The sequence below is a fragment of the Bacillus sp. FJAT-27916 genome, from assembly GCF_001183965.1.
Taxonomy (GTDB): Bacteria; Bacillota; Bacilli; order Bacillales; family Pradoshiaceae; genus Pradoshia.
In genome coordinates this window covers 581,634-595,346 of the sequence record NZ_LFZV01000001.1, presented here as the reverse complement: position 1 = coordinate 595,346, position 13,713 = coordinate 581,634, and the positions used below count along the sequence as shown (strand labels likewise).

The window sequence follows — 13,713 nt, the reverse complement described above, 5'->3', positions numbered from 1 at the left end:
ATCTGAGAAGCGGTGCGGGAGATTGCCTACAGGCGCCCGATTGGTTTAACGTACAATCAGTGGATAAAGACACACCGCTGATTGAAGTTTCACCTTATGTTGGAACTTTGCAGTCCTTTGCATAATAGGTGCAGTAAGGATGTTTAACAGAGTTATATAAAAATACTTGATTGGGAGGTATCCTATGTCTATGCTTCATTGGAGTATATTACTGCCCTTTATAGCGGCATTTTGTATTCCGCTTACAGGCAAGATTACTCGAAAAATACATACAGGCTGGTTTGTGCTGATAATTCCGGTTATCATTTTCACCTATCTTTGCACATTGCTGCCGACAATCAAGGAGCACGCAACCATCATGGAGAGCGTATCCTGGATTCCATCGCTTGATATATCCTTTGATGCGTATGTCGATGGATTGGGCCTGCTCTTTGCTATGCTCATCACAGGGATTGGTGCCCTGGTCATTCTTTATTCCGTCTTCTATATGAATAAAGAGAAAGAGAATCTTGTTAATTTCTATGTGTTTTTGCTCCTGTTCATGGGTGCAATGCTTGGGGTTGTCCTATCTGACAACTTGATTGTTCTTTATACCTTCTGGGAGTTCACGAGCCTTTCCTCCTTCTTGCTGATCGGCTACTGGAATGACCGAAAAGCATCAAGGTATGGAGCACAGAAATCGTTATTGATCACCTTCTTAGGCGGTCTGTCCATGCTTGGAGGTTTCATCGCTTTATATGTGATGGGAGATACCTTCAGTATACGTGAGTTGATTTCAATGGCTCCGGAGTTAATCCAACATCCGCTGTTTTATTTCTCCATGGTTCTAGTCCTTCTTGGTGCATTTACAAAATCTGCCCAATTCCCATTCCATATTTGGTTACCAGATGCCATGGAAGCGCCGACACCTGTAAGTGCTTATCTACACTCGGCTACAATGGTCAAAGCCGGCATTTATTTGGTTGCTCGATTAAGCCCAATCTTTGCCCTGTCTGCTGAATGGGTTTGGATTGTTGGGCTCATTGGTATTATCACCTTATTTTGGGGCTCCTTCAATGCTATCCGACAGCATGACCTGAAAGGAATTCTCGCCTTCTCCACTGTCAGCCAGCTCGGGATGATTATGTCCATGCTGGGGATGGGTGCTGCGGCACTCCATTACACTGGGAATGGCTCCAATGTATACATGGCCGCAACAGCAGCTGCCATCTTCCATTTAATTAACCATGCGACCTTCAAGGGATCGCTCTTCATGGTTGTCGGAATCATTGACCATGAAACAGGGACAAGAGACATTCGTAAGCTTGGCGGTCTGATGACATTCATGCCAATTACGTTTACCATTGCCGCGATTGGGTCATTCTCTATGGCTGGCCTGCCGCCGTTCAATGGATTCCTGAGTAAGGAAATGTTCTTCAAAAGCACCCTGACGATTGCGAATGCTGATTTCCTTTCATTAGAAACATGGGGAATTCTCTTCCCGGTTATTGCCTGGGTTGCAAGTGTCTTTACATTCGTATACTGTATGATTTTGTTCTTTAAGACCTTTACTGGTAAAGCGAAGCTTGACCAGCTGCCGAAGAAGCCTCATGAGGCACCGATTGGTATGCTTATCTCGCCGATTGTTTTAGTATCATTGGTCATTATTTGGGGACTTTTCCCGAATATGCTTGCTGAAACCATCATTGAACCTGCTGTAGCGGCGATTCAGCCAGTCCTCTATGCAGCGGACCCGTACCATGTGCATATTTCCATGTGGCACGGCTTAAGCGGTGAGCTATGGATGACCATCGGTGTTATAGCCCTTGGTATCATTCTTTATAAAACCTATCCTGCCTGGACAGGCATTTACAAATGGATGCCAAAACGCTACACCTTAAACTCTGCCTATAATAAAGGCTTATCTTGGGCTGACTTCGGCTCCAACCGATTAACACGAGGGTACATGAATGGCAATATCCATGATTATTTAGTCTATATCTTTGGATTTACCTTTATCATCCTGCTTTACATGATGTGGAGACTTGATGCTTTCACTATTAATACGACCTCCGTTACACCAATCGGGGTCTATGAGGTAATTCTCGCTTTCATTCTTGTAACAGCATCCATCATGATTCTGTTTGCCAAGTCAAGACTTACATCAATCATCTTGCTTGGTACAGTTGGCTATACCGTTTCCTTGCTCTTTGTGTTATTCAGAGCACCAGACCTTGCGTTAACGCAATTTGTCATCGAAACAGTATCCACTTCATTATTCTTGCTCTGCTTCTATCATTTGCCGAAATATAAACCAAAAGAGAAAAGAATGAGATTCAAGGTAACCAATATGGTAATTGCTCTTGGTGTCGGTCTGACGATGACTCTTCTGGCACTTACTTCACATAGTACAAAATTATTTGAATCCATCTCTGAGTATTATAAGAAAGTTACGTATACAGAAGCAGGCGGGGAAAACATGGTCAACGTCATCCTCGTCGATTTCCGCGGCTTGGATACGATGTTTGAGATTACCGTATTGGCGATTGCAGCCATTGGTATCTATACGATGATCAAGCTTCGTCTTGAAAGAAGAGGAGGGACAGAATGAAGACGAATGATTTAATCCTGCAAACCGTCACAAAGGTAGCCACATTTGTGATTGTCCTATTCTCGATTCATATCTTCTTTGCCGGTCACTATACTCCTGGCGGAGGGTTTATCGGGGGATTGATGACATCATCGGCCATCATTTTGCTGCTCTTGGCCTTTGATTTAAAAACCGTTAAAGCCATTCTGCCTGTAAACTATTTATTGCTTGTGGCAGTGGGACTTGTATTTGCCGTCGGTACAGGAACAGGGGCATTATTCTTTGATGCTCCATTCCTGACACACGCCTATCACTATTTCGATTTGCCGCTGTTTGGCCACACATCCCTTCACACAGCTGTCCTGTTTGATACAGGGGTTTACTTAGTTGTAATCGGCGTAACAATGACCATTATCCAGACAATTGGGGAGAGTGAATAATGGAAATTTTAATGTCTATCGTTGTCGGAATTCTTTTCACCATTGCTACTTACTTGGTGTTATCGAAAAGCTTATTGCGCATCATTGTCGGAACTGGGATTTTAAGTCATGCCGCACATTTGCTTATCTTAACCATGGGCGGATTAAAGCAAGGTGCTGTCCCAATCTTAAGTGAGAATGCCAAGTCATATGTCGACCCGCTTCCACAGGCATTGATCCTTACAGCTATTGTTATCAGCTTCGGGGTCACTTCCTTCTTCCTTGTATTGGCCTATCGTTCGTACCAGGAGCTTGGAACCGATAATATGGATCAGTTGAGAGGAAATAAGTCTTATGAATAATTTTGTCATATTACCAATATTGCTTCCCTTGCTGACGGGAATCTTCTTGATTTTCCTCGCACGCAAGGTCAATGCACAAAGGGTTGTCTCCCTGGTATCGGCCATCATTTCTATCGTGATTGCCATCTCCCTTGTCATTGAAGTAAAAACAAACGGAATACAAGTAATGCAAGCAAGCAGCTGGGATGCACCATTCGGCATCAGCATTGTCGCTGATATGCTGTCTTCCTTGCTCGTACTCGTTACATCGATCATTGTCTTTTCCGTTTTAATATATTCGTTTAAACACATCGATGAAGGGCGGGAGAGATTTTTCTACTACCCTCTCGTTCAATTCCTGATTGTCGGAGTTAATGGAGCCTTCTTAACAGGAGATATCTTCAACTTATTCGTTTTCTTCGAAGTTATGCTGATGTCTTCTTATGTGCTCCTTGTTATAGGCGGAACGAAGATTCAATTAAGGGAAACCATTAAATATTTGCTCGTAAATGTTATTGCATCTGCCTTGTTCGTTGTTGCGGTCGCCTTACTATATTCTGTTGTCGGCACATTGAATATTGCAGATATATCACAAAGAATTGCAGAGATTGACCAGCCAGCAATTATTACGGTCATCGCTATCCTATTCTTGGTCGTATTCGGCTTAAAAGGGGCCATCTTCCCGCTTTATGTATGGATGCCGGGCTCCTACTATGCACCGCCTATTCCAATACTGGCATTATTCGGTGCCTTATTGACGAAGGTCGGGATTTACTCCATTCTTCGTACATTCACGACTCTTTTCTACCATCATCCTGAATACACCCATTCCATCATGCTGTACTTGGCCATTTTGACCATTATCTTCGGCTGCATCGGTGTCTTGGCTTATATGGATGTTAAGAAAATCATTATCTACAATATTGTCGTTGCAATTGGGGTTATCCTTTTCGGTATCTCTATTATGAATACAGAATCCCTCGCTGGTTCAGTGATGTACACCTTACATGACATGCTGATCAAATCAGCCCTCTTCCTGCTCATTGGCATGATGATTGCCAAAACGGGAACAAGCAATATGAAACGAATGGGCGGTCTTATGCATCAATATCCATTCCTTGGCTGGCTATTCTTCATTGCAGCCATCTCTCTAGCCGGTGTTCCGCCTTTCAGCGGCTTTGCCGGGAAACTGATGATCATTCAAGGAGCCTTTAAAGCTGGTCATTATGCAGGAGGACTTATCGTTCTCTTCTCAAGCTTAATTGTCCTATACTCCGTCATGAGAATCTTCATCTATGCCTTTTGGGGAGAGAAAAAAGAATATGAGCTCGCCCCGGAACAGAAAAAGGACACTCGCTTCTTATTGCTGCCAATCAGCATTCTGATTGCTGTCTCCATTGCATATGGCATTGGTTCTGAGGCTGTCTACACATATGTTTCAGATGCTGTTCAAGTGTTAACGAACCCTTCAGACTATATTCAAGCCGTGCTTAAGGAGTGATGACGATATGTCCTATCAAATTATATTAAACATGATTCTAGCATTAACCTGGATGTTCCTTACCACGTCTGCGACGGGTTCATCCTTTATTATCGGATACTTATTAGGGGCCATCATTCTTTACTTGTTCAGGAGATTCTTTGATACCCCCTTTTACTTGCGGAAGGTTGTCGCTGTTATACAGCTCCTATTGATTTTTATTAAAGAGCTGTTCATTGCGAACTTTGATGTCTTTAAGACCATTCTTCGTCCTAAGCTCGAATTGACACCTGGAATCTTCACCTATGAAACAAGTTTAAAGAAGGATTGGCAAATCACCCTTCTGGCGAACATGATTACCTTAACACCAGGAACATTGGTCATGGATATTTCACCAGATAATAAGACCCTATACATTCATGCACTGAATGTCGGGGAAATCGATGAAATGACGGATGGAATTCGTAACTCCTTCGAACGAGTCATCAAGGAGGTGAGTGAATAATGCTAAATTTCATGCTGCAATTAGCATTATTATGCATTACCATCTCGATGGGCATGCTCGTCTACCGGGTGATTAAAGGACCAAGCATTCCTGACCGTGTCATCGCACTTGATGCCATCGGAACCAATTTAATCTGTATGATTGCTGTCCTGTCCATTCTTCTGGACACATCCATGTTCCTTGAGGTTATCTTACTGATTGGTATTCTCTCCTTCACTGGAACGGTCGCTTTTTCTAAATTCCTGGAGAAGGGAGAAATCATCGAAAATGAACGAGATCTATAGTTATTTGTTTATCGGCATCGTCGTAATCGGTTCCTTGCTTGCGGTTATTTCCGCTTTAGGGATTTTGCGCTTGCCTGATGTGTACACAAGAAGCCATGCTGCTTCCAAGACTTCCACATTGGCTGTTTCCTTTGTCTTGATTGGAACTTTTCTGTACTTCTGGGTGGTTAAAGGACATTTTAACTCCCGAATTCTCTTAGCTGTTATCTTTATTTTCATGACAGCCCCTGTTGCCGGACACTTAATTAGCCGGGCAGCGTATAACACTGGCGTCAAGCTTTCCAAGATGACCGTTCGTGATGATTATAAAAAAACTAGACAAGTATCTGAGAATAAGAAATAAGAAAAGAACCTGGGATTGCCCCGGTTCTTTTCTTTGTATGAAGAAATGCTATTTTTTCATTGATATTCTTCCAGGATAAAGAAATGCAATTTCACTCTCATTTCTTTACCTGTATCACAGCAAGCGTACAGCGGCTGATGCAGATTAATTCATCCTCTTCATCCGTGATGCGTATTTCCCAAATTTGCGTTTTTCTTCCTTTGTGCTGAATCGTGCCCGTGGCAGTGACGATTCCTTCACGCTTGCTCTTAATATGATTGGCGTTTATTTCGAGTCCGACTACTGCCTCATGATCAGGATCAACGAGTAAGAATCCTCCCATGCTTGCAACAGTTTCAGCTAAGGCCACTGATGCGCCGCCGTGGAGCAGGCCCATTGGCTGATGAGTCCGCTCGTCCACCGGCATCGTCGCAACCACTTTCCCTTCTCCTGCCTCAATAATGTCAATTCCGAGAGTGCCCATTAATGTATTTTCATAATCCTTCATGCAACCATACCCTTCTATCCATAATCCTTGCTATTCTACTATTTCTTCATGTATTCACTTTGTTCCTGCCATCCATATGTATGAATTGAAAAAACCAGCAGGGACACTGCTGGCTTTTATTTATTCTACCAGAAGAAACCGCCGGCGAATGGACCGTAGAAGAGTGGCGCAGCCAGTGCTCCTCCTAGCAATCCACCTGCCAATCCCGCACCAAAGCCCCCAAATGGACCTCCGAAATAAGGGCCTCCCCATGGTCTGCCCCATGGTCTCCCCCACGGTCTTCCCCATTGTCTGCTCATCATCATCATGTCTGGATTCATCTTAAGAATACCTCCTGTATGTTTAATGCCTACACTATTATGTATGCATAAACGCATGAGCTTGTAAGGGCGTATAACCATTTCGGGCGGTAAGTTTTACGGTCCAAAGGAAAGAAGGCACCGCTCTTAGCGGAGCCCTCCTCCCAATCAACATACGATTAATCCGTTTCCTCAAGGCCGAAGCGCTCAACAAGTGTCGCAAGCGTTCTTGCCATCACGCCAGTCGCTCCTGCTGGTCCAAGCTCATAGGAACGATTTCTTGTAGAGGTGCCGGCAATATCTAGATGCACCCATGGGGTTTCTTCCGCAAACTCTCCAACGAACGCTCCACCCATAATGGCATGTCCCTCAGAGCCTGGAGAGTTATTAAGGTCGGCAATTTGGCTGCCGCGGACACGCGCCTTGTCCTTCTCTGTGATTGGAAGTCTCCACATTGGTTCACCCGCTTCTTCGGATGCTAAAAGGACTTCCTCAAACCAGTGTTCATCATTCGTCATGGCCCCAGTCATTTCCACGCCGAGCGCTGTAATGACACCGCCTGTCAAAGTAGCTACATCGACAAGATAATTCGCACCATGATGCTTCGCATAGGTCACTGCGTCAGCCAAGACGAGTCTTCCTTCCGCATCTGTATTCAATACCTCAATGGTTTTGCCGCTCATGGAGACAATCACATCATCCGGCTTAAAGGCATTGCCGGAGATCATATTATCAGTTGATGGAATGACAGCAACGACATTCTGCTCAGGCTTTAATTCACCGATGATTTCCATTGCGCCCAGCACGGCTGCTGCTCCGCCCATATCTGTCTTCATGCCGACAATACCGGCCTTCGTTTTGATGGAGTAGCCGCCCGTATCAAAGGTAATTCCCTTGCCGACAAGGCCTATTACATCTGTCCACTCATCTTTTCCTTGGTATTTAAGGACAATCATCTTCGGCGGTTCCTCAGACCCTTGGTTGACCGCCAGCAAGGCACCCATTCCGAGCTCTTCCATTTCGCTCTTCTCTAGGATTTCACATTCAAAATGATATTTTTCAGCAAGTCCCTGAGCGTAATTAGCCATATCAGTCGCTGTTAGCATATTGCCTGGCAAATTAACCAGATTGCGGGCAGAGTTTGTCCCCTTCCCATACGTATGGCCGACAAAGAGGGCAGATTCAATCACCGCATGATCATGCTCAGTGTATACGGTGATTTCCTCAATTTGACGAGGCTGTTCATTCTTCTTCTTCTTATAGCCTTCAAATTGATAGGTTGATAAAGCAAATGCCTCACTTAAGGCAAATGCGGCTTCCTCCGGCGTAATGGTTTCAGTGACAAAAGACTCTAGGTCCACCGCAATGCGGGTCCAGCCTCTCTTCTCCATGTCTTGGAAAAGGGCGCCGAATGCCTCCTTCAGGCTTTCAAATGAAAGCTCCTTCTGTTTGCCTAGGCCGACAAACACAAGACGCTCGGGCTTCATCAAGCCTAATGTATGTAAATAGGAAATCTGCTTCTTCTTCGCGGAAACATCACCTGATTTGGCTAGTTCTTGCAGCTTGCCATTCAAGAGCTTATCTCCGTCAGAGAGGTTCGCAGACAATGTGACAGGATGGCCAAACACTCCTGTCACCAGTACAGGAATCGAGACTACAGATGGATCTTCATTTTTGACGATAAACATTTGCATTCCTCCTCTTCCTATATTATAGGCTAAGTTTCAAAAAATGTTGATATAGAACTCCTCCCCTAAACAACTCAAAAAAATAAGCAAGTGAACCTTTTGGTAAAGGTTCACTTGCATAGAGAACAAATTTATTTTTTCCTGTTGATTTGGTTTCTGAACACTTGCAAGCTTTCCGTATCATTTAAGGCGGTCAGCTCTGCTTCTGTTAGATTGCCCTTGCCCATACTGATAACATAAACCTCCAGCTTCTTTTTGCCCCATTCCTGATAGACATCCTGCACCGTATCATAATAAAGGTCAATCTTATTTCCTTTAATGGCTGAACCAGTATCTGCTACAACTCCATATCCATAATGCGGGATAAAAAGAATTGTTCCAATTGGAAAGACCGTCGTATCAGCAGCAATGGTTGAGTAAAGATCCCGTTTAACTTTTACACCGGAATACGTGATTCCATAACCCGGATGACCGGGTTTTTTCCCAGTTGATTCATAGCCTGCCGTATAGCCTGTTGCAATCACTTCATAGGAACGGTACTGGCTCCAGTCCTTTGATTCCTCCAAGGTCGCGGCAGAGACGCGATCAATATGAACCGGTTCCATGTATCCGAATAGATTTGTCAGGAAGGACTGGTTTATATAATCACGAATAGGCAGACCAGTGAAATGTGACCAGGTCACCCATACCGCGCTGATGAACAAAAGACATATCCCCGCTTTCTTGCATAGGGATAGAAATAGATTCATGTTCGATACACTCCTCTCACATAAACCAGTCTTCCCAAGTTAACTATTCCTATCCCTACTTCGAAATCAATCAATAATGAAAAAAAAGCCATTAATGCGAGGCAATCGCACGAATGACTTCCTTAAAACATCCTATACCCTCTAACTCTCAGTATTCGAATGACCCATCCTGACACAATTGAACCGACAAAACCGCTAAGCAGAATGACAGCATCAGCTACAGCAAGACTTTGCACTCTTTCCCAGAGAAAACTCATGCTCGATGAGAAGTTTGTGACATATTCGCTTACTCTCAAGTCCCCGGTAATATATAAAGCAATGATTGGATAAACCACTGCCATAATCCACGTTTTTCTAAAGAGCATATTGAGGATAAACCCCAATCCAAAAAACAAAATAAAGAAAAGCACAATCGAAATCACCATTAACGGAATCGACATCCCCATTCATTCCCCTCTCTTATCTCATACATGAGTAAGTGTATAAGAAGGAAGAATTTTCGTCAATTAGGATATCATTCCAAATGAATATCTTTCATTATTTCCGTTCCGACATTTTACCGCTCCCGCTGCAGCAGGAGCATGTCTCTGATCCGCCCAGCAACAATTGAAAATAACCGGCACCTGCACAATACGGGCATGGATGATTGGCTTTTTTCATCGGTTAAAACCCCCTGTTAAAATATTTGAATTTTCTGATAATATAACAGGTAAAGAGGGAATTGAAAAGGTTTCCAATCCTCCATTCTGTCCCATGTAAACGCATACATTATACTCTTACATTTAAATGCTTCGGATTTCTCACTAAATGAACAATTTATAGGATGTATATTGAAAGATGTCCCCGGGATTCTTCCCTTGCAGCGGTTTCTTATGTAAAGATGTATGTTTCTCATTTAATTCCGTAAGAAGAACGGAACTGTCAGGATCTCTCTTGATCTCCATCTCATCCATAAAGACAGCCTCTGACAGCTCTGAAAGCTGGACATTTATAGAATGAGAGGTCGGCTTCAACAAAAACATCAGCATATTATCGCTAATTTGATCCTTGATTACCCCAGTGCGCAGTCCAAATAGGCCAATTACTTCCGTATCAATGCCCGTTTCCTCCTTCACTTCACGGACAACCGCTTCATCAGCAGTCTCTCCGGGCTGAACAAATCCAGCTGGCAATGACCATTTCCCCTTCAGCCCGCCATATGTCTTCTTCACGACAAGCCATTTCCCATCTTCCGCAATTACAACCCCGCATACACCAAGCCATACATGCTTGCTTCTCTCTCCCATAGTTCCTCCCTTATTTCTTGTTTTGTCTCCATTATATAAAAAAAACTGTCCTCCACATAGAAGGACAGTTTCTGTTCTTTTCATTACAAGAATTTAAATTTCCCTTTTTTAAGCATCAAGGATAGGCCGCCAGCCATGAAGAGCGCACGGTTATCAATGACTTTCTTCATAATGGATGCGCTTGTGCCTTTGAGCTTCTTACCGAATACAACACCAATTGCATCGTCATCTCCAAGGGAGCATACCGTACCTTTTGGTTTATATTCGAAGTTCTCCAATTGGCCGCCGCGAACAAGGGCAACGATATTCTTCGCACAAACCTCCGCTTGCTGCATGGAGATTTGGGCAGTTGGAGGATATGGACGGTTGATTTCTTCATTGATGACCAATGAGCAATCTCCGATCACAAATACATCCTCATGTCCTGGAGCTAGCAATGTAGGCTCAACTTTGACACGACCGCGCATGTTTTCGAATCCGGATTTATCGATGATGCTGCTTCCTCTTACCCCTGCAGCCCATACGACAGTACCTGCCGGGATCATTTCGGTTTCTTCCTCGCCTTTGCCGACAATGATGCCTTCTTCTGTACAGCCCTTGATTGGTGTGCCAATCATGAATTCGACACCCTTCTTCTCAAGTCTTGCGACCGCATAAGAAACAAGTTCCGGGTCAAATCCTGGAAGAGCAGACGGCGCCGCTTCTACACAGATAATTCGAACTTTTTTCTGGTCAATATCATATTCCTTGCAAAGACCAGGCACACGGTTTGCCAATTCACCAATGAATTCAATGCCTGTAAAGCCGGCTCCGCCCACGACGATTGTCAAACGCTCTTCTTTCTTATCTTGAGCATATAAAGCAAATTGATGTTCAATATGATCGCGAATGTGACGCGCTTTATTCACACTTGAGATGCTGAATGCATACTCTTTCAATCCTTCAATGCCAAATGTCTCGGATTCGGCACCAAGGGCGATGACAAGATAGTCATATGGAATTTCCTTGTTGTTTTCGCAAACAACGGTTTTGGCTTCCTTGTTCACTTCAACCACTGTATCCTCAACAAGCTTCACTTTACTCTTATCTATTACACTAGGAATCTCATAGCGTACTCGATCATGATGAAGAGTTCCTGCGGATGCTTCATGCAGCCAAGTTGTTTCATAATGATAATTATGCTTGTTGATGAGTGTAATCTCCGCTTCATTCACATTTAATTTCTTTTGTAGACGAACCGCTGTTACAAGCCCGCCGTATCCAGCACCTAAAATGACGATTTGAGGCTTTTTCAATTCAATCACTTCCACCTTTTCGTTTTCATTTATGATATATCACTAATTAAGGCATTGTGATATTGTTCACTAACATTTACATGAATGTCACAAAACCTTAACATTTTTCTATAAACTTACTATATTCCCTTTTGGCTTATTTTTCAAGCAACATGTCTGATGACTTACTATTTCAGCCTATTGATTTATTGTCTGAATTTTATTAATATTAAATTTTATCATAGTCATATAGGTACTTGCTTCCTTTAAAGAAGCGTAGAATGTTCCATTTGTGTTACTATTAGTAAAGATTCATTCTTAATCAATGGGAGGTTTTCATGTGAAAGAAGATCAAAATATCTATGATGTGACCATAATAGGAGGGGGACCTGTTGGGTTATTCACGGCTTTCTACGGCGGAATGCGCCAAGCATCCGTGAAAATTATTGAGAGCCTGCCGCAGCTAGGCGGTCAGCTGTCAGCCCTTTATCCTGAAAAATATATTTATGATGTTGCAGGATTCCCTAAAGTTCTCGCACAGGACTTAGTGGATAATTTGAAAGAACAAACCGCTAAGTTTGATCCGACCATTTGCTTAGAGCAAGCAGTCGAAAAAGTGGAAAAACAAGCTGACGGGGTCTTTAAGCTGACAACCGATAAAGAAATCCATTATTCCAAAACAATTATCATCACAGCAGGAAATGGTGCTTTCCAACCTCGCCGTCTTGAGCTTGAACAGGCATCACAATATGAAGGCAAAAACCTCCATTATTTCGTTGATGATTTAAATAAATTCGCCGGCAAGAAAGTACTTGTCTGCGGCGGCGGAGATTCAGCCGTTGACTGGGCATTAATGCTTGAGCCAATCGCAAAAGAAGTAACCCTTGTACACAGACGTGATAAATTCCGCGCACACGAGCACAGCGTTGAAAATCTCAAGAAATCCAATGTGACCATTAAAACGCCGTACATACCTTGCGACATGGTTGGTGATGAGGAAGCAATTAGACAAATCATCCTGCAGGAAGCCAATGGCGAGAATAAAGAAATTATTGATGTCGACGATGTACTTGTCACTTATGGATTTGTCTCTTCCTTGGGACCAATTAAGGAATGGGGTCTTGAAATCGAGAAGAATTCCATCGTTGTAAATAGCCGAATGGAAACAAATATACCAGGCATCTATGCTGCAGGTGACATTTGTACCTATGATGGGAAAGTTAAACTGATTGCCAGCGGATTTGGCGAAGCTCCAACGGCTATCAATAATGCAAAAGCCTATATGGATCCAAAAGCACGCGTGCAGCCGCTGCACAGCACTAGCATGTTTAAGGATTGATTAGAATAAAACAGGTCATGAATTGATTTCATGGCCTGTTTCTTTTTGCGTTCATTCAATCGATCAAAATGATAGTCTGTTTTCGTTAGGAAAGCTGCTAGTGATCAATTAATGCTTCCCTCTACCTCTTAGAATCAAAGACATTCTCCGGTAAACAGCTGCCGGCACCTACAATAAGAAAAAAACCTCTTCAGATTTGCTCTGCTTCTATTGCACAGCTGCCTGAAGAGGTCTTCTTTTGTCTTTTTCTTGATGAAGAAAATCTTTAGCATTCCTCCGGTGTACCGGCGTTTGTCTTCGTTCTGAAGGAGGAGCCGCAGCCACATGAGGCAATCGCATTAGGATTATCAATTGTGAATCCGCCGCCTAGCATCGATTGCTTATAGTCAATTCGCGTTCCATTCAGAATAGCCGCATCGTTCTTGGCAACGATAAAGCTAATGCCATGCTGAATCGTTTCGATATCGTCTTCCTTCTTCTCTTGTTCGAAATTCATGCCATAGGAGAGACCGCTGCATCCGCCGCCATGTACGGCGACACGCAAATGGGGCTGCTCTTCCCCGCTCTCCTTGATCATTTCATTTATTTGAATAGCTGCTGCTTCTGTTACGATAATCACTTCTGCTGACATTTATTCTTCCCCCTTTTGT

17 protein-coding genes are annotated in these 13,713 nt (G+C 43.4%); 8 read left to right on the top strand and 9 right to left on the bottom strand.

What is annotated here, in order from left to right; all coding sequences use genetic code 11:
- Positions 1-184 precede the first annotated feature (184 nt).
- From AC622_RS02755 to mnhG, 7 genes are read left to right on the top strand one after another with little or no spacing between them, the layout of a single operon-like run.
- Positions 185-2,590 (top strand): Na+/H+ antiporter subunit A, encoded by a 2,406-nt coding sequence (locus tag AC622_RS02755; RefSeq protein WP_049669681.1) that lies wholly within the window; start codon positions 185-187, stop codon positions 2,588-2,590.
- A complete protein-coding gene (locus AC622_RS02750) occupies positions 2,587-3,009 on the top strand; it encodes a Na(+)/H(+) antiporter subunit B (protein WP_049669680.1) in 423 nt (140 codons plus the stop codon). The genes AC622_RS02755 and AC622_RS02750 overlap by 4 nt, the downstream gene beginning before the upstream one ends.
- Positions 3,009-3,350, top strand: coding sequence for a Na(+)/H(+) antiporter subunit C (locus tag AC622_RS02745; protein WP_049669679.1), 342 nt, complete (start codon positions 3,009-3,011; stop codon positions 3,348-3,350). Before AC622_RS02750 ends, AC622_RS02745 begins: the two co-directional genes overlap by 1 nt.
- On the top strand, positions 3,343-4,830 hold the full coding sequence (locus AC622_RS02740) for a Na+/H+ antiporter subunit D (protein WP_049669678.1): 1,488 nt from the start codon (positions 3,343-3,345) through the stop codon (positions 4,828-4,830). Before AC622_RS02745 ends, AC622_RS02740 begins: the two co-directional genes overlap by 8 nt.
- Positions 4,831-4,837: 7 nt before the next feature.
- The gene (locus AC622_RS02735) at positions 4,838-5,314 is read left to right on the top strand and encodes a Na+/H+ antiporter subunit E (RefSeq protein WP_049669677.1); all 477 of its coding nucleotides are present in this window, start codon (positions 4,838-4,840) and stop codon (positions 5,312-5,314) included.
- Positions 5,314-5,598, top strand: a complete 285-nt coding sequence (locus AC622_RS02730; RefSeq protein ID WP_049669676.1) for a Na(+)/H(+) antiporter subunit F1 — start codon at positions 5,314-5,316, stop codon at positions 5,596-5,598. The genes AC622_RS02735 and AC622_RS02730 overlap by 1 nt, the downstream gene beginning before the upstream one ends.
- Complete coding sequence (gene mnhG, locus AC622_RS02725; RefSeq protein WP_049669675.1) at positions 5,582-5,941, top strand: monovalent cation/H(+) antiporter subunit G; 360 nt, start codon at positions 5,582-5,584, stop codon at positions 5,939-5,941. Before AC622_RS02730 ends, mnhG begins: the two co-directional genes overlap by 17 nt.
- A 97-nt stretch (positions 5,942-6,038) precedes the next feature.
- Here the strand turns inward: mnhG and AC622_RS02720 are convergent, their stop codons facing one another.
- The 8 genes from AC622_RS02720 to AC622_RS02690 all read right to left on the bottom strand — a co-directional run bounded on the left by AC622_RS02720 (position 6,039) and on the right by AC622_RS02690 (position 11,745).
- Positions 6,039-6,428, bottom strand: coding sequence for a hotdog fold thioesterase (locus AC622_RS02720; RefSeq protein ID WP_049669674.1), 390 nt, complete (start codon positions 6,426-6,428; stop codon positions 6,039-6,041).
- Between the two features lie 125 nt (positions 6,429-6,553).
- Positions 6,554-6,748 (bottom strand): hypothetical protein, encoded by a 195-nt coding sequence (locus tag AC622_RS02715; protein WP_049669673.1) that lies wholly within the window; start codon positions 6,746-6,748, stop codon positions 6,554-6,556.
- Between the two features lie 158 nt (positions 6,749-6,906).
- Positions 6,907-8,415 (bottom strand): leucyl aminopeptidase, encoded by a 1,509-nt coding sequence (locus tag AC622_RS02710; RefSeq protein ID WP_049669672.1) that lies wholly within the window; start codon positions 8,413-8,415, stop codon positions 6,907-6,909.
- Between the two features lie 131 nt (positions 8,416-8,546).
- Positions 8,547-9,164 carry a 3D domain-containing protein gene (locus AC622_RS02705; RefSeq protein ID WP_049669671.1) on the bottom strand — a complete coding sequence of 206 codons (618 nt, stop codon included), beginning with the start codon at positions 9,162-9,164 and terminating at the stop codon, positions 8,547-8,549.
- A 122-nt stretch (positions 9,165-9,286) separates the two neighbouring features.
- Entirely contained in the window at positions 9,287-9,610 is a 324-nt protein-coding gene (locus AC622_RS02700) for a YuiB family protein (protein ID WP_049669670.1), read from the bottom strand.
- 91 nt (positions 9,611-9,701) lie between these two features.
- Positions 9,702-9,824 (bottom strand): YuiA family protein, encoded by a 123-nt coding sequence (locus AC622_RS21150; protein WP_197089896.1) that lies wholly within the window; start codon positions 9,822-9,824, stop codon positions 9,702-9,704.
- Between the two features lie 143 nt (positions 9,825-9,967).
- Complete coding sequence (locus AC622_RS02695) at positions 9,968-10,450, bottom strand: NUDIX hydrolase (protein WP_049669669.1); 483 nt, start codon at positions 10,448-10,450, stop codon at positions 9,968-9,970.
- 83 nt (positions 10,451-10,533) lie between these two features.
- Entirely contained in the window at positions 10,534-11,745 is a 1,212-nt protein-coding gene (locus AC622_RS02690; RefSeq protein WP_049669668.1) for an NAD(P)/FAD-dependent oxidoreductase, read from the bottom strand.
- 319 nt (positions 11,746-12,064) lie between these two features.
- Between AC622_RS02690 and AC622_RS02685 the strand changes: the two genes are divergently transcribed.
- A complete protein-coding gene (locus AC622_RS02685; protein ID WP_049669667.1) occupies positions 12,065-13,063 on the top strand; it encodes an NAD(P)/FAD-dependent oxidoreductase in 999 nt (332 codons plus the stop codon).
- 265 nt (positions 13,064-13,328) lie between these two features.
- Here AC622_RS02685 and AC622_RS02680 read toward each other — a convergent pair whose 3' ends face one another.
- On the bottom strand, positions 13,329-13,694 hold the full coding sequence (locus tag AC622_RS02680) for a HesB/IscA family protein (RefSeq protein WP_049669666.1): 366 nt from the start codon (positions 13,692-13,694) through the stop codon (positions 13,329-13,331).
- Positions 13,695-13,713: the final 19 nt, after the last annotated feature.

Coding starts and splice junctions, on each gene's coding strand:
- AC622_RS02745 (WP_049669679.1), top strand. CDS start 3,009: ATGGAAATTTTAATGTCTATCGTTGTCGGAATTCTTTTCACCATTGCT.
- AC622_RS02730 (WP_049669676.1), top strand. CDS start 5,314: ATGCTAAATTTCATGCTGCAATTAGCATTATTATGCATTACCATCTCG.
- AC622_RS02700 (WP_049669670.1), bottom strand. CDS start 9,610: ATGGGGATGTCGATTCCGTTAATGGTGATTTCGATTGTGCTTTTCTTT.
- AC622_RS02695 (WP_049669669.1), bottom strand. CDS start 10,450: ATGGGAGAGAGAAGCAAGCATGTATGGCTTGGTGTATGCGGGGTTGTA.
- mnhG (WP_049669675.1), top strand. CDS start 5,582: ATGAACGAGATCTATAGTTATTTGTTTATCGGCATCGTCGTAATCGGT.
- AC622_RS02715 (WP_049669673.1), bottom strand. CDS start 6,748: ATGAATCCAGACATGATGATGATGAGCAGACAATGGGGAAGACCGTGG.
- AC622_RS02680 (WP_049669666.1), bottom strand. CDS start 13,694: ATGTCAGCAGAAGTGATTATCGTAACAGAAGCAGCAGCTATTCAAATA.
- AC622_RS02750 (WP_049669680.1), top strand. CDS start 2,587: ATGAAGACGAATGATTTAATCCTGCAAACCGTCACAAAGGTAGCCACA.
- AC622_RS02720 (WP_049669674.1), bottom strand. CDS start 6,428: ATGAAGGATTATGAAAATACATTAATGGGCACTCTCGGAATTGACATT.
- AC622_RS02735 (WP_049669677.1), top strand. CDS start 4,838: ATGTCCTATCAAATTATATTAAACATGATTCTAGCATTAACCTGGATG.
- AC622_RS02705 (WP_049669671.1), bottom strand. CDS start 9,164: ATGAATCTATTTCTATCCCTATGCAAGAAAGCGGGGATATGTCTTTTG.
- AC622_RS21150 (WP_197089896.1), bottom strand. CDS start 9,824: ATGAAAAAAGCCAATCATCCATGCCCGTATTGTGCAGGTGCCGGTTAT.
- AC622_RS02710 (WP_049669672.1), bottom strand. CDS start 8,415: ATGTTTATCGTCAAAAATGAAGATCCATCTGTAGTCTCGATTCCTGTA.
- AC622_RS02755 (WP_049669681.1), top strand. CDS start 185: ATGTCTATGCTTCATTGGAGTATATTACTGCCCTTTATAGCGGCATTT.
- AC622_RS02740 (WP_049669678.1), top strand. CDS start 3,343: ATGAATAATTTTGTCATATTACCAATATTGCTTCCCTTGCTGACGGGA.